Annotated in this window: 26 protein-coding genes and 1 riboswitch; of the genes, 14 read left to right on the top strand and 12 right to left on the bottom strand. The window is 69.5% G+C overall.

The features are described 5' to 3' along the window. Positions 1-16 precede the first annotated feature (16 nt). Positions 17-1,078, bottom strand: coding sequence for a LacI family DNA-binding transcriptional regulator (locus AC07VM_RS07765; RefSeq protein WP_494910586.1), 1,062 nt, complete (start codon positions 1,076-1,078; stop codon positions 17-19). Positions 1,079-1,138: 60 nt separating this feature from the next. Between AC07VM_RS07765 and AC07VM_RS07760 the strand changes: the two genes are divergently transcribed. Both AC07VM_RS07760 and nucS read left to right on the top strand, forming a co-directional pair. Further along, the gene (locus AC07VM_RS07760) at positions 1,139-2,377 is read left to right on the top strand and encodes an MFS transporter (protein WP_267416671.1); all 1,239 of its coding nucleotides are present in this window, start codon (positions 1,139-1,141) and stop codon (positions 2,375-2,377) included. 125 nt (positions 2,378-2,502) lie between these two features. Beyond that, positions 2,503-3,198, top strand: coding sequence for an endonuclease NucS (gene nucS, locus AC07VM_RS07755; RefSeq protein ID WP_267416670.1), 696 nt, complete (start codon positions 2,503-2,505; stop codon positions 3,196-3,198). Between the two features lie 28 nt (positions 3,199-3,226). On the opposite strand, the gene AC07VM_RS07750 is transcribed toward nucS, so the two are convergent. Continuing rightward, a complete protein-coding gene (locus tag AC07VM_RS07750) occupies positions 3,227-3,484 on the bottom strand; it encodes a response regulator (RefSeq protein ID WP_494910585.1) in 258 nt (85 codons plus the stop codon). A gap of 199 nt (positions 3,485-3,683) precedes the next feature. Here AC07VM_RS07750 and AC07VM_RS07745 point away from each other — a divergent pair, with 199 nt between their 5' ends. Then, positions 3,684-4,349, top strand: coding sequence for an HAD hydrolase-like protein (locus AC07VM_RS07745; RefSeq protein WP_494910584.1), 666 nt, complete (start codon positions 3,684-3,686; stop codon positions 4,347-4,349). Between the two features lie 143 nt (positions 4,350-4,492). Here AC07VM_RS07745 and AC07VM_RS07740 read toward each other — a convergent pair whose 3' ends face one another. Further along, positions 4,493-4,699 (bottom strand): cold-shock protein, encoded by a 207-nt coding sequence (locus AC07VM_RS07740; protein ID WP_017203899.1) that lies wholly within the window; start codon positions 4,697-4,699, stop codon positions 4,493-4,495. A gap of 631 nt (positions 4,700-5,330) precedes the next feature. Further along, positions 5,331-6,245 carry a DMT family transporter gene (locus AC07VM_RS07735; protein ID WP_494910583.1) on the bottom strand — a complete coding sequence of 305 codons (915 nt, stop codon included), beginning with the start codon at positions 6,243-6,245 and terminating at the stop codon, positions 5,331-5,333. A gap of 127 nt (positions 6,246-6,372) precedes the next feature. On the opposite strand from AC07VM_RS07735, the gene AC07VM_RS07730 reads away from it, so the two are divergent. From AC07VM_RS07730 to AC07VM_RS07720, 3 genes are all read left to right on the top strand, one after another. Further along, on the top strand, positions 6,373-7,197 hold the full coding sequence (locus AC07VM_RS07730; protein WP_267416665.1) for a shikimate 5-dehydrogenase: 825 nt from the start codon (positions 6,373-6,375) through the stop codon (positions 7,195-7,197). Between the two features lie 87 nt (positions 7,198-7,284). Beyond that, positions 7,285-7,530 carry a hypothetical protein gene (locus AC07VM_RS07725; protein ID WP_267416664.1) on the top strand — a complete coding sequence of 82 codons (246 nt, stop codon included), beginning with the start codon at positions 7,285-7,287 and terminating at the stop codon, positions 7,528-7,530. Continuing rightward, positions 7,527-8,507, top strand: coding sequence for an SRPBCC family protein (locus AC07VM_RS07720; RefSeq protein WP_494910582.1), 981 nt, complete (start codon positions 7,527-7,529; stop codon positions 8,505-8,507). Before AC07VM_RS07725 ends, AC07VM_RS07720 begins: the two co-directional genes overlap by 4 nt. Before the next feature lie 61 nt (positions 8,508-8,568). Here AC07VM_RS07720 and AC07VM_RS07715 read toward each other — a convergent pair whose 3' ends face one another. From AC07VM_RS07715 to qcrB, 3 genes are all read right to left on the bottom strand, one after another. After that, positions 8,569-8,703 carry a hypothetical protein gene (locus AC07VM_RS07715; protein WP_267416662.1) on the bottom strand — a complete coding sequence of 45 codons (135 nt, stop codon included), beginning with the start codon at positions 8,701-8,703 and terminating at the stop codon, positions 8,569-8,571. A 167-nt stretch (positions 8,704-8,870) separates the two neighbouring features. Then, positions 8,871-9,389: a hypothetical protein gene (locus AC07VM_RS07710; RefSeq protein ID WP_494910581.1), complete on the bottom strand. Its 519-nt coding sequence runs from the start codon at positions 9,387-9,389 to the stop codon at positions 8,871-8,873. Positions 9,390-9,423: 34 nt separating this feature from the next. Continuing rightward, on the bottom strand, positions 9,424-11,136 hold the full coding sequence (gene qcrB / locus AC07VM_RS07705) for a cytochrome bc1 complex cytochrome b subunit (RefSeq protein ID WP_494910580.1): 1,713 nt from the start codon (positions 11,134-11,136) through the stop codon (positions 9,424-9,426). A gap of 179 nt (positions 11,137-11,315) precedes the next feature. Next, a riboswitch (guanidine-III (ykkC-III) riboswitch) is annotated at positions 11,316-11,381 on the bottom strand. 149 nt (positions 11,382-11,530) lie between these two features. Here qcrB and AC07VM_RS07700 point away from each other — a divergent pair. The 5 genes from AC07VM_RS07700 (at position 11,531) to AC07VM_RS07680 (ending at position 15,469) form a co-directional block, all read left to right on the top strand. Continuing rightward, the gene (locus tag AC07VM_RS07700; RefSeq protein WP_267416659.1) at positions 11,531-11,815 is read left to right on the top strand and encodes a hypothetical protein; all 285 of its coding nucleotides are present in this window, start codon (positions 11,531-11,533) and stop codon (positions 11,813-11,815) included. A 141-nt stretch (positions 11,816-11,956) separates the two neighbouring features. After that, positions 11,957-13,108, top strand: a complete 1,152-nt coding sequence (locus tag AC07VM_RS07695; RefSeq protein WP_494910579.1) for a calcium:cation antiporter — start codon at positions 11,957-11,959, stop codon at positions 13,106-13,108. Positions 13,109-13,158: 50 nt separating this feature from the next. After that, positions 13,159-14,154, top strand: coding sequence for a methyltransferase family protein (locus AC07VM_RS07690; protein WP_494910578.1), 996 nt, complete (start codon positions 13,159-13,161; stop codon positions 14,152-14,154). A 17-nt stretch (positions 14,155-14,171) separates the two neighbouring features. Continuing rightward, positions 14,172-14,669, top strand: coding sequence for a MarR family winged helix-turn-helix transcriptional regulator (locus AC07VM_RS07685; RefSeq protein ID WP_267416656.1), 498 nt, complete (start codon positions 14,172-14,174; stop codon positions 14,667-14,669). Beyond that, positions 14,666-15,469 carry an SDR family oxidoreductase gene (locus AC07VM_RS07680; RefSeq protein WP_494910577.1) on the top strand — a complete coding sequence of 268 codons (804 nt, stop codon included), beginning with the start codon at positions 14,666-14,668 and terminating at the stop codon, positions 15,467-15,469. The genes AC07VM_RS07685 and AC07VM_RS07680 overlap by 4 nt, the downstream gene beginning before the upstream one ends. Positions 15,470-15,552: 83 nt before the next feature. Here the strand turns inward: AC07VM_RS07680 and AC07VM_RS07675 are convergent, their stop codons facing one another. Continuing rightward, positions 15,553-16,506, bottom strand: coding sequence for a GlxA family transcriptional regulator (locus AC07VM_RS07675; RefSeq protein WP_494910576.1), 954 nt, complete (start codon positions 16,504-16,506; stop codon positions 15,553-15,555). 116 nt (positions 16,507-16,622) lie between these two features. Here AC07VM_RS07675 and AC07VM_RS07670 point away from each other — a divergent pair, with 116 nt between their 5' ends. The 3 genes from AC07VM_RS07670 (at position 16,623) to AC07VM_RS07660 (ending at position 18,074) form a co-directional block, all read left to right on the top strand. Further along, a complete protein-coding gene (locus tag AC07VM_RS07670) occupies positions 16,623-17,216 on the top strand; it encodes an isochorismatase family protein (protein WP_494910575.1) in 594 nt (197 codons plus the stop codon). A gap of 292 nt (positions 17,217-17,508) precedes the next feature. After that, complete coding sequence (locus AC07VM_RS07665) at positions 17,509-17,775, top strand: hypothetical protein (RefSeq protein WP_494910574.1); 267 nt, start codon at positions 17,509-17,511, stop codon at positions 17,773-17,775. A 23-nt stretch (positions 17,776-17,798) separates the two neighbouring features. After that, positions 17,799-18,074 carry a hypothetical protein gene (locus AC07VM_RS07660; RefSeq protein ID WP_494910573.1) on the top strand — a complete coding sequence of 92 codons (276 nt, stop codon included), beginning with the start codon at positions 17,799-17,801 and terminating at the stop codon, positions 18,072-18,074. A 24-nt stretch (positions 18,075-18,098) separates the two neighbouring features. On the opposite strand, the gene AC07VM_RS07655 is transcribed toward AC07VM_RS07660, so the two are convergent. The 4 genes from AC07VM_RS07655 to AC07VM_RS07640 form a co-directional block, all read right to left on the bottom strand. After that, positions 18,099-18,737, bottom strand: a complete 639-nt coding sequence (locus AC07VM_RS07655; protein WP_494910572.1) for a hypothetical protein — start codon at positions 18,735-18,737, stop codon at positions 18,099-18,101. 132 nt (positions 18,738-18,869) lie between these two features. Next, positions 18,870-20,393: an aldehyde dehydrogenase family protein gene (locus tag AC07VM_RS07650; RefSeq protein WP_267416640.1), complete on the bottom strand. Its 1,524-nt coding sequence runs from the start codon at positions 20,391-20,393 to the stop codon at positions 18,870-18,872. A 13-nt stretch (positions 20,394-20,406) separates the two neighbouring features. After that, entirely contained in the window at positions 20,407-21,033 is a 627-nt protein-coding gene (locus AC07VM_RS07645; protein WP_494910571.1) for a class II aldolase/adducin family protein, read from the bottom strand. Positions 21,034-21,067: 34 nt separating this feature from the next. Beyond that, positions 21,068-22,363 carry an MFS transporter gene (locus AC07VM_RS07640; protein WP_267416638.1) on the bottom strand — a complete coding sequence of 432 codons (1,296 nt, stop codon included), beginning with the start codon at positions 22,361-22,363 and terminating at the stop codon, positions 21,068-21,070. Positions 22,364-22,454: the final 91 nt, after the last annotated feature.

Here is a 22,454-nt window from a genome sequence, read left to right as displayed (position 1 = left end):
CGTGCTCAGGATCCGCTCAGCGCGCGGCGCGGGCGGTCGTCGTGCCGGCGCGGAACCGGCAGGTGAGGTGCTGCGTGAGACCGGGCTCGCCGCGCAGCATGCGCGCCACCTGCTCTCCGGCCGCCCGGCCCTTCTCGACGGCCGGCTGCACGCTGGTCGTGAGCGTGAGGTCGCCGAGACCGTCCAGCGCGATGCCGTCGAATCCGGCGACCGAGAGGTCTTCCGGCACGCGCAGCCCCAGCTCCTCCGCGGCACGGATGACGCCGACGGCCAGCAGGTCGCTCTGCGCGAGCACGGCGGTCGGCCGCGTGACGGGGTCGGCCAGCAGCATCCGCCCCACGACGACGCCCTCGTCGATGAGGCTGCCCGCGGCCGAAATGGCCGGAGCGTCGGGGAACACCTCACGCGTCCCCGCGAGCCGGTGGACCGTGACGTCGACGGTCGCGTTCGCGACCCGGTCGGGCGTGACGGGCCCGCGTTCCCGATCGCTGTCGAGCGGAAGCGTGACGAGGGCGACGTCGCGGTGACCGAGGTCTCGCACATGGCGGGCGATCTCGGCGGAGGCCTCGGCGTTGTCGAGAGTGATGCGTGGGATGGCGTCGCCGGCATCGCCTTCGATCACGACCACCGGGAGTCCGCGACCGACGACCACCTCGAGCGATGCCCGCGTGCGTCCGGAGCATCCGATCAGCACGACCGCGTCGACGGGGGCGTTCGCGATCGCGGAGCCGTCCTCCCCCGGCTCGTCGCGCATGAGCAGGATGCCGGCGCTGAGCTCGGCGAGTCCGTCGGTGAGGCCGTCCATCATGGCCGTCGTCACGGGGTCGAGGAAGGCCGCCCGCAGGTGCCCCTCGAGCACGACCGCGACGATGCCGCTGCGTCCGCGGCGCAGGGATGCCGCACGCGGATCTGGTCCGGCGTAGCCGAGTTCGGCCGCGGCGGCGAGCACGCGCTCCCTGGTGGCCGCCGCCACCTTCGCCTTGCCGCTGAAGACCACCGAGGCCGTGGAGGTCGCCACTCCCGCCTCGCGCGCGACGTCGGCGATCGTGGGCCGACGCGGCGTCTCCTGACTGCTCATACTTCGAGGATAGCTCCCTCCCGTTCCGGTGGATCGAATCGATTCGATAGGCTATCCGACATGGATGCAGCCCTCACCCGTTCGCAGTTCGTCCGCTGGCGTGCCGCGATCTTCGCCATCTTCCTGGCGAGCGGACTCTCGATCGCGACCTGGGCATCGCGCGTGCCCGGGATCAAGCTGGCGCTCGACCTCGACAATGCGCAGGTGGGACTGATCCTCCTCGGCATGGGTGTGTCGTCGATCCTCGGCATCTCGACGAGCCCCGCCGTCATGGCGCGTACGGGTGCGCGCCGCGGCATGCTGCTGACGATGCTGATGTTCGCGACCGGCATCACCCTCGTCGGTCTCGGGGCGACCGTGTTCGGCTCCGTCGCCGTCGTGCTCGTCGGTATGGTGCTCTTCGGCTTCGGCAACGGCTGCGTGGACGTGATGATGAACGTCGAGGCCACCGCGATCGAGCAGCAGATGGGCCGCACGATCCTTCCCGTCTTCCACGCGTTCTTCAGCTTCGGCACGGTCATCGGCGCGGGCGTCGGCGCCCTCGCCGCCCACCTCTCGATCGACGTCGCCACGCATGCGGCGTTCATGGGCGCACTGATCGCCGTGATCGCGGTGGTCTGCTTCTTCCAGGTGCCCACGCGCGAGGCGGCGCTCGACCCCGCCGATCACGAGAAGCCGCCGTTCCGTGCGCGGATGCACACGGCACTCGAGGCCTGGCGTGAGCCGCGCACCTATCTGCTCGGCACGGTGATGCTCGGGATGTCCTTCGCGGAGGGCGGCGCGAACGACTGGATCGCTCTCGGCACCGAGCAGGGCCACGGCTTCGGCGAGGGCACCGGAGCGGTCTCCCTCGCAGTGTTCTCCGTCGGCATGACGGTGGTGCGACTGTTCGGCGGTCCGCTGGTCGACCGGTTCGGACGCGTCCTGGTGCTGCGCATCCTCGCCGTCGCGGCGGCCTCCGGCATTCTCCTCTTCATCCTCGCGCCGACGTTCCCCCTCGTGCTCGTCGGAGCGGCCCTGTGGGGTGTCGGCGCCTCGCTCGGGTTCCCGCTCGGCATGTCGGCAGCGGCCGATGATCCCGTCAAGGCCGCGGCCCGGGTCAGCGCGGCGGCGACGATCGGCTACATCTCGTTCCTCGGCGGCCCTCCGGTGCTCGGAGTCATCAGCGAGCACATCGGCCTGCTGAACACCCTGTTCATCCTGGTCGGACTCGTGGTGCTCTCCGGACTGTTCTCCGGCGCCGCCCGTCCCCTGCGCGAGGACGAGAAGACGCCGGTGCGCGGAGGCCAGGAGAGCTGAGGCCCCGTCGCCCCGACCCCGCACGCGCATCGCTCTGGGAGACCCTCGGCTCTTTCCCGACCGGTGACGGCACACGATGGGGTCGTGTGCGTCGGAGCCGCACCGTGACGAAGTAGGCTCGACGGGTGCGTCTCGTCATCGCCCGCTGCTCGGTCGACTACACCGGTCGGCTCAATGCCCATCTCCCGCTCGCCACGCGTCTGCTCGTGCACAAGGGAGACGGGAGTCTGCTCGTGCACTCCGACGGCGGCAGCTACAAGCCGTTGAACTGGATGAGCCCGCCGTGCACCCTGTCGAGCGAAGAGCCCGGCGAGGAGGAGGCGAGCGCCGGCGTCGTCGAGGTCTGGCGCGTCACGCACAAGAAGACCGGTGACGCCCTGCGCGTGCAGATCTACGAGATCATCCACGACACCTCGCACGAGCTGGGCGTCGACCCCGGGCTGCAGAAGGATGGCGTCGAGGCCGACCTGCAGCGCCTGCTCGCCGAGCAGGTGGACCGCATCTCGGAGGGCGCGACCCTCGTGCGCCGCGAGTATCCGACCGCGATCGGTCCGGTCGACCTGCTGGTGCGCGATGCGGACGGCGCCGCCATCGCGGTCGAGATCAAGCGCCGCGGCGACATCGACGGCGTCGAGCAGCTCACCCGCTACCTCGAGCTGCTGGGCCGCGACCCGCACCTCTCCCCCGTGCAGGGTGTCTTCGCCGCCCAGGAGATCAAGCCCCAGGCGCGTGTTCTCGCCGAGGATCGCGGCATCCGCTGCCTGGTGCTCGACTACGACGACATGAAGGGCATCGAGTCGGGGATCCCCCGGCTGTTCTGAGCCTCTACCGGTCAGACGCAGACGCCGGTCAGCGCACGGTCATCAGCCGCGGGATCGGCCCCTCGAGGCGTGCGACCGCGATCTTCACCTCGGTGATCTCGAGCCGGCAGCCATCGACCGCCTCGGTCAGTCGCGCGAATCGCTCCTCCACCCGGTCGAATCGCTCATCCACGCGGTCGAATCGCTCATCCACGCGGGCGAAGCGCGCCTCGTTCTTCACGTCTTGCGCATCGAAACGCGCGTCCATCCGATTGATCATCCAGCCGAATCCGCCGATGATCGCCACGAGCAGCGTCACCGCTGTCGCCAGCATCGTGATGACTTCCACCGACACGTACATGCCCCCATTCTCGCCCGCAGATCCGTCGTTGTCACGACCTTATATGTGGACAGGGGGGTGGTCACATGAGGTGTGCAGAACGTTCTCCCGTGCACACCTGTGCAGGAAGAGCGGTCACCCTCGATCGGCCCCATAGGCTGGAGGCATGCCCCACTCCCCTTACTCCTGCGTGCTGTGGGACGTCGACGGCACCATCATCGATGCATCCGTCGGCATCCTCCGTCGGCTGAACGTCGCGCTGACCCACTTCGGCCACCCGGCGCCCACGCGCGAGGAGCTGGTGCACTGGATCGGACCGCCCATGTTCCAGTCCTTCCAGGACCAGGCGGGCATGACCCCGGAGGAGTCCGCGGAGGCGGTGGCGTTCTACCGCACGCTCGGCAAGGCCGACGGGTACACCACCGACGTCGCGACCTACCCCGGAGTGACCGAGCTCATCCACGACCTCCACGCCGCCGGGGTGCCGCAGGCGACGGCCAGCTCCAAGCCGGAGAACCAGGTCGACGCCCTCGTCGATCACTTCGGTCTCCGCCCCGCATTCCTGACGACCGTCGGCGCGACGCCGGACGAGTCCACGCTCGCGTCGAAGACCGACATCGTGGCCGAGGCGCTCCGCCGCCTCCGCGAGCTCGGCGCCGATGTCTCCCGCCCGGTGCTCGTGGGGGATCGACACCACGACGTCGAGGGCGGCAATGCGAACGGCGTGCCCGTGATCTTCGTCGAATGGGGCTTCAGCGACTCGCACGAAGGAGACGAGGCGGCGTTCCGCGTCGCGTCCGTCGACGACCTGCGCGCACTGCTGCTCGGCTGACGCCCGGGCGCATGATCGTCCGCGTCGACGGACCACGATGATCAGCGCGCTCCCGCGCCGAAGACCGCCGAAAGCACAGGACTCCCCGCCGGATGGCGCGTCGACGACGCGATCCGGTCGGGGAGTCCTGTGTCTCGCCCGTCTCAGACGGGGCGAATGTTCTCAGCCTGCAGGCCCTTGGGGCCCTGCGCCACATCGAACTCGACTCGCTGGTTCTCTTCGAGAGACCGGTAGCCGGATGACTGGATGGCGGAGTAGTGCGCGAAGACGTCAGCGCCTCCGTCGTCGGGGGAGATGAAGCCGAAGCCCTTCTCCGAGTTGAACCACTTAACCGTGCCCTGGGTGCTCATGTACTGCCTGTTCTGCTGGGTAAAAAGCCGACGCAGGGATGCCCCGACATCGCTAACGCTAGTGGAGGAGGCCCCGAGGGGAATAGCCGCGGGCAGAAGGTAATCCAAATGTTGCATGAGCGGCACACGGCCGTCATACAGCGGGATTCGCGCGGGCCGGCGGACGAAGCGCCCGGAAAATGGTGTGGCCCTCACCGCGGGGGGAGCGATGAGGGCCGAAGACGACCGGAGGGTGCGTCAGAAACAGCCTAGCTCCTTTTCGGAGCGCTTGTCCCCCTTTTGGGGGACAAATCCGAAAATCGGTGGGAGAATGACGAGAGCGGCCCCCTCGAGTAGCCCATTGGGGACTGAACTACTCGAGAGGGCCCAATCGCATGCACGGATCGTCTTGCCTCTGGGGAAGGCTGCCGTCTCCTGGGGAGAGACGGGGACGATCGATCCCCTTGTGCATGCACCTTCACCATAGGGGAGGATGAACGATTCCGCCACGGACCATGGTCCACGGGGTGGATTCGGCGAAGGTCGGGGACTGATCCCGCGAGGATCGCAGGTTTCGGGTGGAGACAGGGCACACAGCCCGGAGGCGACTCCGGTGCCCCTCTCCCCCGAATCCGCGACCGATCGGCCCCGCTCAGACCCGGCGGTGCAGCTGCCCCTGCGTGATCGCGATGCCGAGGACCACGATCAGGGCGCCGACGGGCTCGTTCCAGGAGACCTGCTCCGCGAGCACGATCACGCCGAGGACCACGCCGACGACAGGGGTCAGGTAGGTGACGGTCGAGGCGTTCGTCGCACCCCAGGCGCCCACGATGTTCGTGTTCCAGACGTAGGCGAGTCCCGTTCCGAGCGCTCCGAGGGCGAGGACGGCCAGCACGACCGGCACCGACAGCGGCACCGGCGTGATCGCGACCGCCGGCGCGATGGCCAGCATCACCACCGCCCCGAGCCCCACCTGCACCGTCGCGACCGGGATCGCGGCGAGACCGCGCGGCGAGACGAACCGGCGCAGATACACGAAGGCCGCTCCATAGCTGGCGGTCGCGCCGAGGCAGGCCAGCTGTGCGAGCGCCGTTCCGCCGCCGAGCCCGTTCCACGGCCCCAGCACGATCAGCACGCCGAGGAATCCGACGATGATGCCGAGGGTGCGATCCCGCGTCGGGCGCTCTTCCCGAAGCGCCAGCAGCGACACCAGCATCGTCATGAGCGGCGTCGTGGCGTTGTAGATGCTCGCCAGCCCGGACGAGATGTCCTGCTGCGCCCAGGCGAAGAGCAGGAACGGGACGACGCAGAGGAGCAGCCCGACGACGAGCAGGTGCCCCCAGATCCGGCCGAACGGCGGCAGGCGATGACGCCCGACGAGGCAGATCACCGCGAGGGCCACGGCTCCGGTCACCAGCCTTCCGAGCACGACCTGCGCCGGCGACAGCCCCTCCAGCGCGATGGCGACGAACAGGAAGCTCGCTCCCCAGGTGAGGGCGAGCAGGACGAACTGCACCAGCACTCCGCCTCCCCTGGTCGGCGTGGGCTTCTCGGTCACTCGGGTCATGCCCGCCCCCTCCGGGTTCGTCGGTGAGATGTTCGGTTCCCATGCTGGCGGGACGTCTGCCCGCGCACCGGCGGGTTTCGGCCATCTCGTCGAGGTATCCCGACAGACTCCCGAGTAACCTGTTGCCGTGACGCTGCTCAACAAGGACATGACGCTGTGCATCTCGCTGTCGGCACGGCCGAGCAACAACGGCACCCGCTTCCACAACTTCCTCTACGAGGCGCTCGGACTGAACTGGATCTACAAGGCGTTCGCGCCGACCGACCTGGGATTGGCGATCGCGGGCGTGCGCGGACTCGGCATTCGCGGCTGCGCGATCTCGATGCCGTACAAGGAGGACGTGATCGCGCTGGTCGACCGGATGGACGCGTCTGCGAGTGCGATCGACTCGGTCAACACCATCGTGAACGACGACGGCGTGCTCACGGCGTACAACACCGACTACTCCGCCATCGCGCAGCTGATCGAGCGTGCCGGCCTCGACCCGGCGGCGTCCGTGCTGCTGCGCGGCTCGGGCGGCATGGCGAAGGCCACCGCGGCCGCGTTCCGCGACGCCGGCTTCACGCGCGTCACGATCGTCGCCCGGAACGAGACCGGCGGCCGCGCCCTGGCCGATCTGTACGGCTACGCCTGGCGAGCCGACGTCGGGGACGCGAGCGCCGACATCATCGTGAACGTCACCCCGATCGGCATGGCCGGCGGGGCGGAGGAGCATGCGCTGTCGTTCTCGGAGAAGGCCATCGACGCTGCCCGCGTGGTGTTCGACGTCGTCGCGCTCCCTGCCGAGACACCCCTGATCGCCGCGGGGCGCGCGGCCGGCAAGACGGTGATCACGGGCGCCGAGGTCGCCACGCTGCAGGCGCTCGAGCAGTTCGTCCTCTACACCGGCATCCGTCCGTCGGACCAGCAGGTGCGGGAGGCCGAGGACTTCATGCGCGCGGGGACCGCCTGACCGGGACGCCTGCAGCACCGGGGGAGAGGCGCCCGAAATGAGCAACCCAGGTTGACAAGGATCGGCCGAGCAACCTAGGTTGACAGCATGGAATCCCTCGACGTCGCGCAGATCGCCGCGGACACGACCGATCCGCGAGCGGGGCTCCGTGCCGTGGCCTCCCTCCGCACCCTCGCTGACAGGCTCGAGCTCCGGCAGGTCGAGGCCGGACTGCGGGCGGGAATGAGCTGGCAGTCCATCGCCGACGCTCTGGGAGTGTCGCGTCAGGCCGTGCACAAGAAGCACGCGAAGCGCATCGATCCGACCATCGTCGTGCCCCGGCGGAACTCATGAGCCGATTCACCCGGGCCGCCGCCACGATGCACACGCTCTCCCTGGCATCCATGGAGGAGGCGTCCCGGTTCGGCGTCCGCGACGCCGACATCGATCACCTCCTGCTCGCGCTGACGATCGATCCCGACACCGGCGGGCAGGTGCTGCGCAGCATGGGTGTCGGCCTGGAGGCGGCGCGCGCGGCCGTGGCGGCGCAGCACTCCGCGCAGCTCGACCTCGTCGGAGTGACATCCGGCGCCGACGGGCCCGGGCGCATCGTCTTCCACGAGACCACGGGCTACGAGTTGACCGATCGCGCACTCGCGGTCCTGAAGGACGCGTCGACCGGGGATCGTGTCGGTGACTCCGCGGCCGTGCTGCGCTCGCTGACCTCTGAGCCGAGCGGGCTCATCGCCGAGGTCCTGCACCGGCTCGACGTCGATCCTGAGGCCCTGACATCGCGGCTGGATGAGGTGCAGCGACTCCGCCTGTCGCAGCGGGACTCACCCGATGCGGCGGCACTGACCGGTTCGCGCTCGATCTTCGTCCCGGCGACGCTGGACGACTTCTGGGCGCTGCTCTCGTCGGCGACCCGCATCCCGGAGTGGGATCAGGGGATCGCGGCGATCGACGGGGACGACTCGACGACAGACACCTGGAATGCCACGACGGCGACCACGACACCCGACGGCAAGCCGATCCCGGTCAAGGCGGAGTTCCTGCGCCAGCGGGTCCACCTCGTGCACCGCGAGGAGCGGGTCGGCGTCCAGTGGCGATTCACCCGCCCCGACGCGGCACGATCGAACCCGCGACTCGTGGCCTTCAGTCTCGAACATGCCGCCGGCGGCATGCAGCTCCGGGTGACCCTCACCTGGGAGACCGCACGGCCCCGTCGGGGCCGCCGATTCCTTCGGTTTGCGTTGAAGCCGCTCCACCGCTTCGTCATCTTCATCCAGCTGGCGCAGATCGAGAGCGGCATCACGCGCGTCTTCCGCTGAGGCCGCGCCGGCGGGTGCGGTGCGCAGTGCGCAGCGATGCACCCGCCGGGGCCGAGTCCGCTCAGCCCTTCGCGCCCTTGCGGGGCTTGAGGAACTCGTCTGGTGCGTTCTTCTCGCGCTTCGCTGCTCGCTTCTCCTTGAGAGTGAGCTGCGGCGCCTTCTTGCTGTCGCGACCCTGGATGGACTTTCCGGACATGGTTACTCGCTTCCCCTTCGGTGGCTGGCGTAACCTCCGACCATAGCGAGAACCCCAGGGAAGTCAAATTTCTCTGTGACCGGGAAATTATTCGCGTCCGGAAAGGCCACCGAAGGGCGGTCGAGGATCCCTCGGACACCCCGAGCGCACCCACGTCTGCACGCCCCTCAGGCAGACAGGTGGGCACCCTGCAGGAGCGCATACGCCCCGACACCGGACGCCGTCGCGGACGCGGTTCCGCCGTCGTCGACGAGGAGCAGGACGTAGCCCGATTCCTCGGCGGCGCGCCCCCAGTTCGCGGGAAGCCCACTCAGCTGATCGGCGATGAGGGTCTCGTGAGGACGGATGCCGCGCACATCATGAACCACCAGAATCCGGTCGCCGCGGAACTCGACTCCGACCCCACGCACGGGAGTCAGCGGTCCGTCGTGGGGAGGTTCGAGGAGGCTCCAGCCGTGCGCCCGGAGGTGCTCCCTCATCCCGTCTGTGTCATCGCGCAGCCGGAACAGCATCGTGGCGATCGGCTGCTCGTCCGTCCCCCGCAGGACGAAGTCGCATGCCGCTCGCGGAATGGAAGCCCTCCGCGTCCGGGATCCGCGGACCGCCATGATGCCGACGGCGACGAGGAAGACCCCGAATGCGCCCTGGAAGCCCCCGAGGAGGAACCCGAGCGCGACGCCGGACACGCACAGTCCGAACGCCGCACTCGGGCGCCGCCGATCAGTCCTGTCGACCTTCGGCATTCCCGCTGCCCGCCACCTCGGCCGTGGGTCCGCCCTCCACCTGTTCCTCCTGGTGCCCGTGGCCGCCGTGCGCGTCGGCCGCATCGATGTCGGCCTGCGTGAGAGGGACGAGGCGGTCCTCGAAGAACCAGCGGGAGACGGCGGAGCGCACGTTCTCCGTCCAGGGGATGCGGCCCTTCGCGTTCGGACGCACCACGAGGGGCTCGTAGCTCTCGACGTCGATGAGCTTCCACCGGTCGTACTCGTCGACCGGCTGGTGCACCTCGACGAACTCGCCGCCGGGGAGACGCACGATGCGGCCGGACTCGAAGCCGTGCAGCACGATCTCACGGTCCTTCTTCTGCAGCGCGATGCAGATGCGCTTCGTGACGAAGTAGCCGCTCAGCGGGCCGATCAGAAGCAGCGCCTGCAGGGAGTGGATGACGCCCTCCATCGTGAGCATGAAGTGCGTCGCGATGAGATCGGAGGAAGCCGCGGCCCACAGCACGGCATAGAAGATCATGCCGGCGACGCCGATCGCCGTACGGGTGGCGGCGTTGCGCGGACGCTCCGCGATGTGGTGCTCGCGCTTGTCGCCCGTGATCCACGCCTCGAGGAAGGGGTAGATCGCGACCGTCACGATGAACAGGCCCATCACCACCACCGGCACGATGATGCCGAACGACCAGGTGCGGTCGAACATCACGACGTCCCAGTTGGGAGGCGCCAGTCGCAGGGCACCGTCCGCGAAGCCGATGTACCAGTCCGGCTGGGTTCCCGCCGAGATCGGCGAGGGGTCGTACGGCCCGTAGATCCAGAACGGCAGGATCTGGAAGAACGTGCCGAGCACCACGATCACACCGAAGACGATGAAGAAGAACCCGCCCATCTTCGCCGCGTACACCGGCATCATCGGGTAGCCCACGACGTTGTCGTTGGTGCGGCCCGGTCCCGCGAACTGCGTGTGCTTGTTGATGATCATCAGCATCAGATGCACGACGATCAGCGCGATGACGAGCATCGGCAGGATGAGGATGTGCAGCGTGTACAGGCGCCCGATGATGTCGGTTCCGGGGAACTCGCCGCCGAACAGCATGAACGAGGTCCAGGTGCCGATCAGCGGGAGACCCTTGATCATCCCGTCGATGATGCGCAGGCCGTTGCCGGAGAGCAGGTCGTCCGGGAGCGAGTACCCGGTGAAGCCCTCGGCCATCGCCAGGATGAACAGGATGAACCCGATCACCCAGTTGAGCTCGCGAGGCTTGCGGAACGCGCCCGTGAAGAACACCCGCAGCATGTGGAGGCCGATGCCGGCCACGAACACGAGCGCCGCCCAGTGGTGGATCTGGCGCACCAGGAGCCCGCCGCGGATGTCGAACGAGATCCGCAGCGCCGAGTCGAAGGCCGCGGTCATCTCCATCCCGCGCATCGGGGCGTAGGCACCGGTGTAGTGCGTCGGCACCATCGAGGCCTGGAAGAAGAAAGTGAGGAACGTGCCGGAGATGAACACCACCACGAACGCCCACAGCGCGATCTCGCCGAGCATGAACGACCAGTGGTCGGGGAAGACCTTCCGGCTCAGCTCCTTGAGAAGGCCGGAGACGCTGGTGCGCTCGTCGATGTAGTTCGAGGCGGCGCCGACGAAGCGTCCGCCGAGGGGCGGTGACTTCTTCGGGGCCGTCTGGTCGAGAGTCGGGGACTCACGGGACATGGTGCGATCCTCTTCGGTCGTGGGGGCCAGGGAGTTCACGGACGGCAGGCAGCAGGGAGCGCATCGTCGGACGGCACCGGGGGAGCGGTGGTCGCGACGCGCGAAGAAGAGGCGTCCGCGAGGGACGGCGAGGAGGATGCGGGGCGATTCCACACGCACAGGGCAACACGAGACGACCTTCTGGTCAGTCTTGTCGCTTTGCGGGTACTGCGCCCTCGTCCGCAGGTTCGTGAGGTGAACCTGCCGCCAAGCTACCAGAGAACGTGACGGCCTGCGCGAGTCCGGGGGCCCGAGACGGAACGGCACCGATTTGCTACCCTGGATGGTGGAATCACGACGGAGGACGACCTCCGGCGGCGAGACAGACCGGGGACGACCCCGAGGGGAGTCTCCCGTGAACCATCCGTCCGCCTGGCCCTTCTGGGTCGTCTCCCGTGAACCTCGGGCCGCCCGCGCCACACTCGCGCTGTGCATCGTCGCGTTCACGATGGTCAGCGCTGCGGCGCTCTCCGTCGGAGCTCGAGGGATCTGGCTCGAGCTCGTGCTCTCCGCGGGCTTCCTCGTCTGGGCCACCGCGCAGTGGGCCTGCGTCGAGCGTCGTCGACACCGCGAGACGGCCTTCCGCCGCGACGTGGAACGCTACATCCACGCGCTCTCCCACTCCTCCGCCCAGGAGTGACGTCACCGCCGTCGAAGCCGGGGTCACCCATCGGCATCGACCGCGTACCATCAGATGCAGTGCGCTGACACAGCGCTGCGTCCGGGACGACCCGGACGTCGTTTTCATTCGGGGACGGCCCCACCTCGAAGGAGTCCGGCGATGTCACGCACGGAACTGAAGCAGCTGATCGGCGTCACCGACGTCGTCCGCGTCGTCCTGGGATGGGGTGCCTTCGCGGCGCTCCTCCTTCTCCACCCGGTGCTCGAGCCCCCCGTGCCCGCCCCGGTCCTCATCATCGCGCTCGGCGTCATCATCGCCGTGATCCTCGTGTGCGCGTTCGGCGTCGTGAAGCAGGCCGAAGCCCTCGCGCACCGGCTCGGCGACCCCTACGGCTCACTGGTCCTGACGCTGTCGATCGTGCTGATCGAGGTCATCCTGATCTCGGCGGTCATGCTCGGCCCGGGCGAGCACGCGACCATCGCGCGCGACTCGGTCATGGCCGTCGCCATGATCATCCTGAACCTCGTCATCGGACTCGCTCTGCTGCTCGGCGGACTCCGTCATCGCGGCATGGCGCACAACCGGACCGGCACCTCGGCGTACCTGTCGATGCTGGTGGTGCTCGTCGCCCTCGCGTTCGGCCTCCCCGCCCTCATCGGCACGGACGGCTCGTACACGACCGCGCAGGAGATCCCGATCATCATCCTGACGCTGGTGCTCTACGCGTTCTTCCTCTACCGGCAGATGGGTGCGCAGGCGAGCGACTTCACCGAGGTCGACCCGCGTCTGCTGCAGAGCGCACAGCGTCAGGAGAAGGCGGAGTCCACCGGCGGGATCCGCCAGGTGCTGGCCGAGCACCGCACGGAGGTCCTCGTCCGCCTCGCGCTGCTGGTGGTCACGGTCATCCCGATCGTGCTGCTGTCGCACGACATGGCGGCGCTGCTCGACGACGGCCTGGGTCGCCTCGGCGCCCCGGTCGCCCTCGCGGGTGTGCTCATCGCGGGCATCGTGTTCCTTCCGGAGTCGATCACGGCTGTGCGCGCCGCGCTGGGGGGAGAGGCTCAGCGGGTCAACAACCTCTGCCACGGTGCGCTCGTCTCCACGGTCGGCCTCACGATCCCCGCGGTGCTGATCATCGGGATGTTCACGGGTCAGACCGTGGTTCTCGCGGAGTCGCCGGCGAACCTTCTCATGCTCGGGGTCACGCTGCTGCTCTCGGTGACGACCTTCGCCGCCAAGCGGGTCACCGCGATGCACGGCGCCGCCCACCTGGTGACGTTCGCCGTGTACCTGGTCGTCCTGTTCAGCTGAGGGTGCGGCCGCCTGTTCGGGGGAGCGGGCGGCCGACCTAGACTGGCCGCATGGAGGCGACCCGGCGACCGGCGAACTCGGCCGGGACGGATGCCGCGACGCGCGCCGTGACGTGGGGACGCGTGTACTTCGCCGCCCAGGCGCTCGCGGGTGCGGCCTGGTGGGTCGGGGTGTTCACTCTTCCCTGGGTGCGATCCGCGACGCTGGGCACGCTCGACGTCGGACTCCTGGCCGTACTGGACATCCCGCTGTTCGTGATCGCCTCCGCACTGGTCGCCTGCGGGCTCCGGTTCGTCGCCTGGATCGTGGCGCCCTGGACGATGCTCGTCGCGGCCGGCATGGTCCTGTACGCCACGGTGACGGCGACCGCGGGGTGGGGCGCTCTGCTGATGGTGGCGGCAGCAGCCGGCTCGACGGCCGCCGGGATCGTCGTGCTCGTGGGACGACTGCCCTCGGAGTGGCTGCTGATCGGTCCGTTCCGCTTCCGCCCGGCAGCGCCGACCACGACCGGAGCCCTCGTCACGAAGGCCGCGGTCCAGACCCTCGTGTTCTCGGGGATCTTCCTCATCGTGATCCCCGGCATCATCCTGGCGCTGGAACTGCGCTGGGGGCTGCACCTGGACTTCCCGGCCGCCCTGCGCATCGGAGGGGTGGTCCTGTTCGCCGCCGCACTCGCCCTGTCGCTGTGGTCGTCGGCGGCGATGTCCGTGCGCGGCGCCGGGACCCCGCTGCCCTCGGAGATGCCGCGCCGGCTCGTGATCTCCGGCCCGTACCGGTTCGTCCGCAACCCGATGGCGGTCGGCGGGATCGGACAGGGTGTGGCGATCGGCCTGATCGCGGGCTCGTGGCTCGTGGTCGTCTACGCCCTCGCCGGCTCCCTGGTCTGGAACACGCTGGTGCGGCCGCTCGAGGAAGCAGACCTGGAGGAGCGGTTCGGGTCGGAGTTCCGCGCCTACCGCGCGACCGTCTCCTGCTGGATCCCCCGGCGTCCGGCAGCCGCGGCCGAATCGGAGACCCCGACTCGCACAGTTGCCTCAGGCAACTAAAGGCGTAGACTGGCGACATGACGGTCGCAGACGGTGTCGCAGGCATCCATGTCGCGCTCGTCCGGGTCGTATCCGAATGGACCGAGAGCGACGTGCAGGCGCTGGTCGCGGAAGGCGTCGGCGTCGCGCTCGACCCCACCGGCATCCGCGCGGTGTACCTCCTCGGCCTCAACGGCGGGGCGATGGGATTCGGACAGCTCGCCGAGCGCGGATCGATGTCGCGCCCGACCACGTCCAAGCTGGTCTCCCGGCTGGAGGCGCAGGGCATCGTCGATCGGGTCCGCTCCGGACGCACGGTCGAGGTGCGGCTGACGGATGCCGGCGACCAGGCCTACGCACGCCTGGTCGCCGCCGGACATCGGATGGTCGACGACGCGCTGGACGGCTGGGATGCGCGTGAGGTCGAGCAGTTCCAGGCGCAGCTCACGCGATTCGTCGCCGCCCTTTCCCGCACGAGCACGCAGCCGTCTCACGGCGTCTCCACCGACGTCGCCACCCCCAAGGAGGAAACATGACACGCACGTACATCGTCACCGGCGCCGCCTCCGGCATCGGTGCAGCCACCACCGAGCTGCTGCGCACGCAGGGCCACACCGTGATCGGCGTCGACCTCGCCGGCACCGAGGTCGAAGGCGACCTGTCGACCCCGGACGGCCGCAAGGCGGCTGCGGATGCCGCCGTCGCGGCCGCCGGCGGCACGGTCGACGCGGTCATCGCGTGCGCCGGCATCGCCGCGCCGATCTCCAAGACGATGGCCATCAACTACTTCGGCGTGACCGAGTTCCTGGAGGCGCTTCTGCCGACGCTGAGCCTCGCCGACCAGCCGCGCGCCGCCGTGGTGTCGTCCATGGCGTCGCTGCAGCCGGTCTCGCCCGAGCTCGTCGACGCCGCCCTGAGCGGCGACGAGACGCTGGCGCTGTCGATCGGCGACCAGCTCGCGACCACCCCCGAGGCCGGATTCCTCAACTACTCGTCGAGCAAGCGCGCGCTGTCGCGCTGGGTGCGCCGCGAATCCGTCACCCCGGCCTGGGCCGGCGCCGGCATCCCGCTCAATGCCGTCGCCCCGGGCACGGTCACCACGGCGATGACCGCGGGTCTGCTCGCGAGCCCCGAAGGTCTCGCGCAGGTCGACGCGGCGGTCCCGATGCCGCTGAACTACCACCAGCCCGCCTCGTCCATCGCCGAGCTCCTGGTGTGGCTGACGAGCCCGGCGAACACGCACATGGCCGGTCAGACCATCTACTGCGACGGCGGCGCCGACGCCGTCCTGCGCGGGGACGACATCTGGTCCTGGAACGACGCACCGCGCGGCTGACGCGGGATGGCGACGAAGGCCCGGTCCGCTGAGGACCGGGCCTTCGTCATGCCGGGTGCGAGGTCACTCCCGCACCCAGGGGATCAGGGCGCGCGGAAGGCCGACCGGTACTGACTCGGAGTCGCGCCGAACGCCCGCCCGAAGTGCTGGCGGAAGAGCGCGGCGCCGCCGAACCCGGTCGTCGCGGCCACGGCGTCGATCGGCAGCGTGGTGGTCTCGAGCAGTTCCCTGGCCGCGGCGAGCCGCTGCGCGAGCACCCACTTCGCGACCGTCGATCCCGTACGGGCACGGAAGGCGCGGGTGAAGGAGCTGCGGCTCAGGTGCGCGCGAACAGCCAGGACGTCGATGGAGAGGTCGGTCTCGAGGTTCGCCGCCGCCCAGCGCATCGCGTCGGCGACCGGGTCTCCTCCGCTCTCGGGGATCGGCCGCTCGATGAACTGCGCCTGCCCGCCGGCACGGTGCGGCGGTGCGACGATCCTCCGGGCGACACGGTTCGCGACGTGCTGACCCTCTCTGCGGGCGAGCAGGTGCAGGCAGGCGTCGATGCCCGCGGTGGCGCCGGCGCCCGTGATGATCCGCCCCTCGTCGATGTACAGCTCCTCCGGCTCCAGGGCCACGCGGGGGAAGCGCTGCCGGAAGACGTCGGCCCACTTCCAGTGCGTGGTCGCCGCGTGGCCGTCGAGCACCCCGCTGTCGGCGAGGGGGAACGCGCCCAGGCAGAGTCCGACCAGTTCGGCGCCTTCGTCGCGTGCGTCCCGCAGGGCGAGGGACAGCTCGTCCGGCGCCGCGCTCCCCGGCTCGCCCCACCACGGGACGACCACCACGTCGGCCCCGCGGACGGCCTCCAGCCCGTGACGGACATCGATGTCGAAGTCGGCCGAGGTGCGCAGGGTCCCCGCCCGGAGCGCCGCGACCCGGATCGGCCACGGGTCGATCTCGCCGACCGGCGTCTCCCCGCCCCACACCAGCGAGGGGACGGAGAGATGGAACGGGCTGATTCCCTCCACCGCGATCACGGTCACACGCGGAGCGGCCATGCGCCTTCCTTCCTGACCCTCCGAGCCGATCTCGACGGGTCGTGACCCGAAATCACCTGTTCAGATGTGTTCGGGTCAACCAGACTACTGACGACCCCCGAGAGAGGACACCCGGAATGACCACCTCAGCCACACTCCGCACGCTCAGCGGCGTCGTCGACACCCCGGCGACGCTCGCGAACTCGACCGTCGTGCTCGTCGACTTCCAGAACACGTACACCCGGGGCGAGATGGAGCTCGAGGGGTGGGACGCTGCGCTCGACGCCGCCGCCGACCTCCTCGCGCGAGCCCGCACGGCCGGCGCGACCGTGATCCACGTGCAGCACGACGGCGGTGCCGGATCGGCGTACGACATCCGCGAGGACATCGGCGCGATCCACGAGCGCGTCGCCCCGGCCGACGGGGAGGCGGTGGTCGTCAAGAAGGCGCCGAACTCCTTCGTCGGCACCGAGCTCGGCGACCTGGTCGACGCGGCCGGGCATGAGGACGTCGTCATCGCCGGGTTCATGACCCACATGTGCGTGACGTACACGACGGAGGGCGCGTTCCTCCGCGGCAACCGACCCACTGTCGTCGCCGCGGCCACCGCGACGCGAGCGCTCCCCTCCGTCGCGGGCGACGTGCCGGCCGAGCAGCTGCATCGCGCGGCCCTCGCGGGCATCGCCGACCTCTACGCCACCGTCGTCCCGACCGCCGCCGACCTCTCCTGACGTCGCCGCACGAGGCCCGGCTCCTGGAGGGCCGGGCCTTCTCCGCGCCATCCACTCGTCCGTTATTTTGAATGACTCAAAATAACGTGGTACGGTCGGAGGGAACCGGACGGCCGGATCATCCCTCCTCAGCTCGTCGCAGACGGCATCCGCACGGGAGGCATCCGGCCGGCAGATGGCGCGCCGTTCATCGGGGGCTTGTCGCCCCAGAGCGGTGTTCTGCGCGCCATCGCGCAGGATCGTGTGCACCCCGCATCCGACTGCCACCGGCGAGAGAAGAGAGGAATCGCTGATGGAGGAGACCCGATCCGGCTGGAAGCCCAGCCCGGTGTTCAGCTCGATGCCGCACTCGATGGGCCGCGGCTCGCGCGAGGACATCGTCTGGGAAGCGCTCGAACGCGTCGACGGCAAGCCGGCACCATCCATGGGCGCGATGCAGGCGGCCATGGGGAACGAGGCGCAGATCCGCCTCGTCCACGACGCGATCCGTGCGTACCTCGACGCCCACGGGCTGCAGAGCACCAGCGAGCTCGGCGTCCGCGCCGGGAGATCCGCATGAAGAGGCGGGAGGCGCGCGGGGACGTGACCCTGCGGATCCGATCCGCCGAGCTGTCCCTCACACCGCCGCCTCGGGTGGCTGCCGATGAGTTCGTCGCCCGGCTCGGATCCGGCGGCCTCGGATGCACGTCCTACGTGGTCGCCCGGCGCGAAGGGACGGCGCCCGAGTGGATCGTGCTCGACTACGCCGCCGAGGGCCGCGAGCGCGTGTGGCGCCAGACGCCGTCACACGCGGACGACGTCCTCTCCTATGTCCTCGTGGAGGACGACTCGTCGAGCGGTTACGTCACGATCGCCTGAGGACGGCCGGCGCGCCCGCTCCGGTCATCCGCCGAACACGACGACGGAGCTCGAGCGGGAACGCGCCGCCCGCAGTGCCACAGCGCCCAGGGCCCCCGCGGCGAGGATGCGGACGAGGAGCACGATGTTGGAGACGAGGAACATCGTGCTCATCTCCGACATGCTCCCCGACAGCGCCGCGAACTCCATCAGGGAGCCCGCCACCACGGCGGCGAGAGCGATGGCGGGGATGTAGCGCCACGGCGTGGGCATCGGGCTGCGCAGCACTCCGGCGACCACCACTCCGCTCAGACCCAGCTTCACGAGCGGGTCCACGAAGAGCGGTGCGGCGGAGGTGACGTCGAACACCGCGGTCAGGAGCGGCTGACCCACGAAGACCCAGATCGCGAGGAGGAACAGTGCGACGACCGCGCCCCTCGACAGCCGCAGCGCATCCTGCCGACGGGCTGCGGCGATTCCCGCACTGGCGAGCGCGAGGCTGAACGCCGCGGTCGTCGTCGTCGCGAGCAGGCTGAGCGCTCCGCCGTCGAGCGCACCGGGAAGGCTGCGGAAGACGGCGAGGAGGGCGGAGACGAGGAAGAGCGACCCGGATGCCAGCCACCAGCGCGACCAGCGAGGCGCAGCACCTTCCACCGCGATCGCCGGCGATTCCGGTCGACTCATCACTCACCGCTCCGTCGGTCGGGGACAGATCCTGCGATCCACCCTCGCAGACGCCGCCGAGTCACGCCAGAACGCGGTCGCACACCGCAGGTCGGAGACCCGCCGGGTCGAGCCCGGCGGGTCCCGCCGGGGTCAGTGCCCGAGGTTCGTCCAGACGGTACGCGTCTCCAGGTACGACTCCAGGTTGGCGTGGCCCATGTCGCGGCCGTAGCCCGACATCTTGAACCCGCCGAACGGAGCCGCCGCATCGGTCGCGCCGTACATGTTGATGTACACCGTGCCCGCCTGCAGGAGCCCGGCCAGGCGGTTCGCCTTTGTGATGTCGCGCGTCCAGATGCCCGCCGCGAGACCGTAGGGAGAGTCGTTCGCACGGCGGGCGATCTCGTCGATGTCGTCGAACGGCTGCGCCACGACGACGGGTCCGAAGATCTCCTCCCGCACGGCGGCGAAGGTGTCGTCCACATCCGTCAGGACCGTCGGGCGGATGTAGTACCCGCCCGGGATCGCGGCATCGGGGAACGCGGACCCGCCGGCAGCGACCGTCGCGCCCTGCTCCTGGGCGCCGTCGATGTAGCCGAGCACCCGCTCGTGCTGACGGGTGGAGATGACCGGACCGATCTGCGCGGACGGGTCGAAGCCGTGGCCGACCGTCATGGACGAGGCGATGTCGGCCAGGCGGCCCACGACGTCGTCGTAGGAGCGCTTCTGCACGTAGAGGCGCGACCCGGCGGCGCAGGCCTGGCCCGCGTTGAAGAAGATCGCGCTGGCCGCGGCCGCCGCTGCCTCCTCGACGGGGCTGTCGTCGAAGATGATGTTCGGGCTCTTGCCGCCGAGCTCGAGCGTCACGCGCTTGACCATGGGGGCCGCGCGCTGGGCGATGCGGGTGCCGACCGCGGTGGAGCCGGTGAAGGCGACCTTGTCGACGTCGGGGTGGTCGACGAGCGCCTCGCCGGCCTCGGCGCCGTAGCCGGTGAGGATGTTCAGCACGCCCTTCGGCATGCCCGCCTCGAGCGCGAGCTGGCCCAGGCGCAGGAGCGAGAGCGGCGTGTTCTCGGCGGGCTTCATGACGATGGTGCAGCCGGCGGCGAGTGCCGGCGCGATCTTCCATACCCCCATGAGGAGCGGGTAGTTCCACGGCACGATCTGGGCCACGACGCCGACCGGAACGCGCTCGGTGCGCACCATCGCGTCGGTGATCGACACGGGGATCGTGTTGCCCTCGATCTTCGACGGCCATCCGCCGAAGTACTCGAAGTGGTTGATCGCGAGGGGCAGATCGACGGATGCCGCCGCCCCTTTGAGCTTGCCCCCGTCGAGCACCTCGAGCTCGACGAACTCGTCGGCGCGCTCCTCCAGGAGGCGGGCGAGCCGCAGGATGATCCGGCCGCGGTCGAGGGCGCTCATGCGTCGCCAGGGCGCGTCGGGGGCGAAGGCGCGGCGGGCGGCCTGCACCGCGCGGTCGGCGTCCACCGCGTCCGCGGCTGCCGAACGGGCGATGACCGCACCCGTGCCCGGGTCGACGATGTCGATGGTGCGACCGGAGTGCGCCTCGACGAGCTCGCCGTCGATGAGCAGCCGCGGAGGCTGGGCGAGGAAGCGCTTGGTCGCCTCGCTGATGTCGGGATCGATGGTGATGTGCGTGGGGGCGGTCGTCATCACGGCTCCTTGTTCAGGCGTGGTGCAGGGCGGCGAGCGCCTCGGCGGGGAAGGCGGTCTCGGTGTCGCCGAGGAGGAGGGCACGGTAGGTCGCGGTGGCGGCCTCCTCGAGGTTGAGCGCCCGACGGAACGCCATGCTCACCGAGTCGCCCAGTGCGGAGCAGCCGTGGTGGCCCATGATGATGCAGTCGTGATGCGCGGCCTGCTCCGCGGCGGAGTCGGCGAGCTCGTCGGAGCCGTTCGGGTAGTACGGCGTGGTCCCGACCGAGCGGACGTAGTACGCATGGTCGAGCGTGATCAGGCGCACGTCGTGTCCGAGCGCGTTGAGCAGCACGGCGTGCTGGGGGTGCACGTGCACCACCGCGTTCACGTCGGTGCGCGTCTGATAACTGCGCTGGTGCAGCTTCCACTCGCTGGAGGGGCTCGCGGAGCCGCTGATCACCTCGCCCGACAGGCTCATGACCGAGAAGTCCTCGGGCGTGAGCCTGTCGAGCCAGGTGCCGGAGCCGGTGACCACGAAGGTGTCCTCGTCGATGCGGGCGGAGATGTTGCCTCCGGAGGCGAGGGCGAGTCCGCGGGCGACGATGTCGGCGCCGACGGCCATCAGTTCTTCGACGAGGGATTCCACACGCGTGGTCATAGCGACTCCTTTTCGGGGTGGGGTGAGGGGGATGTCAGGCGCTGACGGCGGACGGAGCGGGGTTCGCCGTCACGACGTCGCCCGCGTCCTTCGGCGCCTTCAGCAGGAACGTCAGGGCGAAGCCGACCAGGTAGAGCGAGGCGATGATCCAGACCGTGCCCTCGATGCCGACGGGTGCGGCGAGACCGGCGATGACCGGGCCGATGAACTGGCTGAGGCCGGCGCCGAGGTTCAGGATCGCGACCGCGGCGGCCTTGTTCTTCGGTGCGAGCAGCGGGACGATCGCGGACAGCGGCACGAACATGCCCAGCGCGAGGCCGTAGACGATGGCGATCGCGATCGTGATCCAGAAGTTCGGACCGATCAGCGTGGGGACGTAGAAGAGCGCGAGGACGGTGACGAAGCAGCCGATGCCGCCGGCCCAGGCCACGACGTTGACGCGGCCGATCCAGTCGGCGAGGTAGCCGGAGAGGAGGTTCGCGGCGACGTTCGCGGCGAGCATCGTGCCCCAGATGATCTGCCACTGGGCGAGGTCGAAGCCCACGTCACGGACCATGTACGTGGTGAGGAAGACGACGAACGCGTAGAAGGAGAGGGTGTTGATGATGCGGACCACGCCGCCGACGCCGACCTTCGGGTTGGTCGCGACGATGGTGAGGGAGCTGACGACGCCCTTGACGCTGTTCGCGACGGTGACCTTCTTCGTGACCGGGTTGCGCAGCAGCACCAGGACCATCAGTCCGCCGACCACCACGAACGCGAGCGCCATCCACAGCGTGGCCAGCTCTCCGATGATCGGGATGACCGCGCCGGCGAAGTAGGAGCTGAGCACGCCGAGGCCGAGCGTGGAGAAGAACCAGTACCAGCCGACGGCGCGACCCATCACGTTCTCGTCGGTGTCGATCGTGACCCACACCAGGAATCCGTAGGCGAACATCGGGTAGCCGAGCCCGCGGATGCCGAAGGCGAGGAGCATGATCTCGAAGTTGCCGCCCATCACGCCGAAGACGAGGAAGAGCACCTCGAAGACGACCCAGATGCCGAAGCCGAGCATCATGACGCGCTTGGGGCCCCACGCCTCGGCGAGCGCACCGCTCAGCCAGGCGGCGACCGCGACGACGATGCCGTAGACCGACCAGAGCAGGGCGATCTGGCTGCCGTCGAACCCGCGCTCGTCGAGGTACGGGGAGAGGAAGCCGGCCTCGATGCCGTCTCCGATCATGAAGATCGTCAGGGCGACGAAGCCCCAGGCGATGGGGCGGGAGATGCCCTGCGAACTGAGAAGGCGCGCGAAACGTCCTTCGACGGGAGGTGTTGCGGGGGTGACCATGGGTGTCTCCTCGTTGAGCGCGTAGAGATTTCGGGGTAGTGGTGTACATTTGTTCAGCGACGTGAACGAATGCCCATGGCCATCTTGGGCA

Source organism: Microbacterium sp. GW821-FHT01D02 (genome assembly GCF_059422585.1).
The sequence above is the reverse complement of the archived record's forward strand: the minus strand, read 5'-3'. Positions and strand labels throughout refer to the sequence as shown.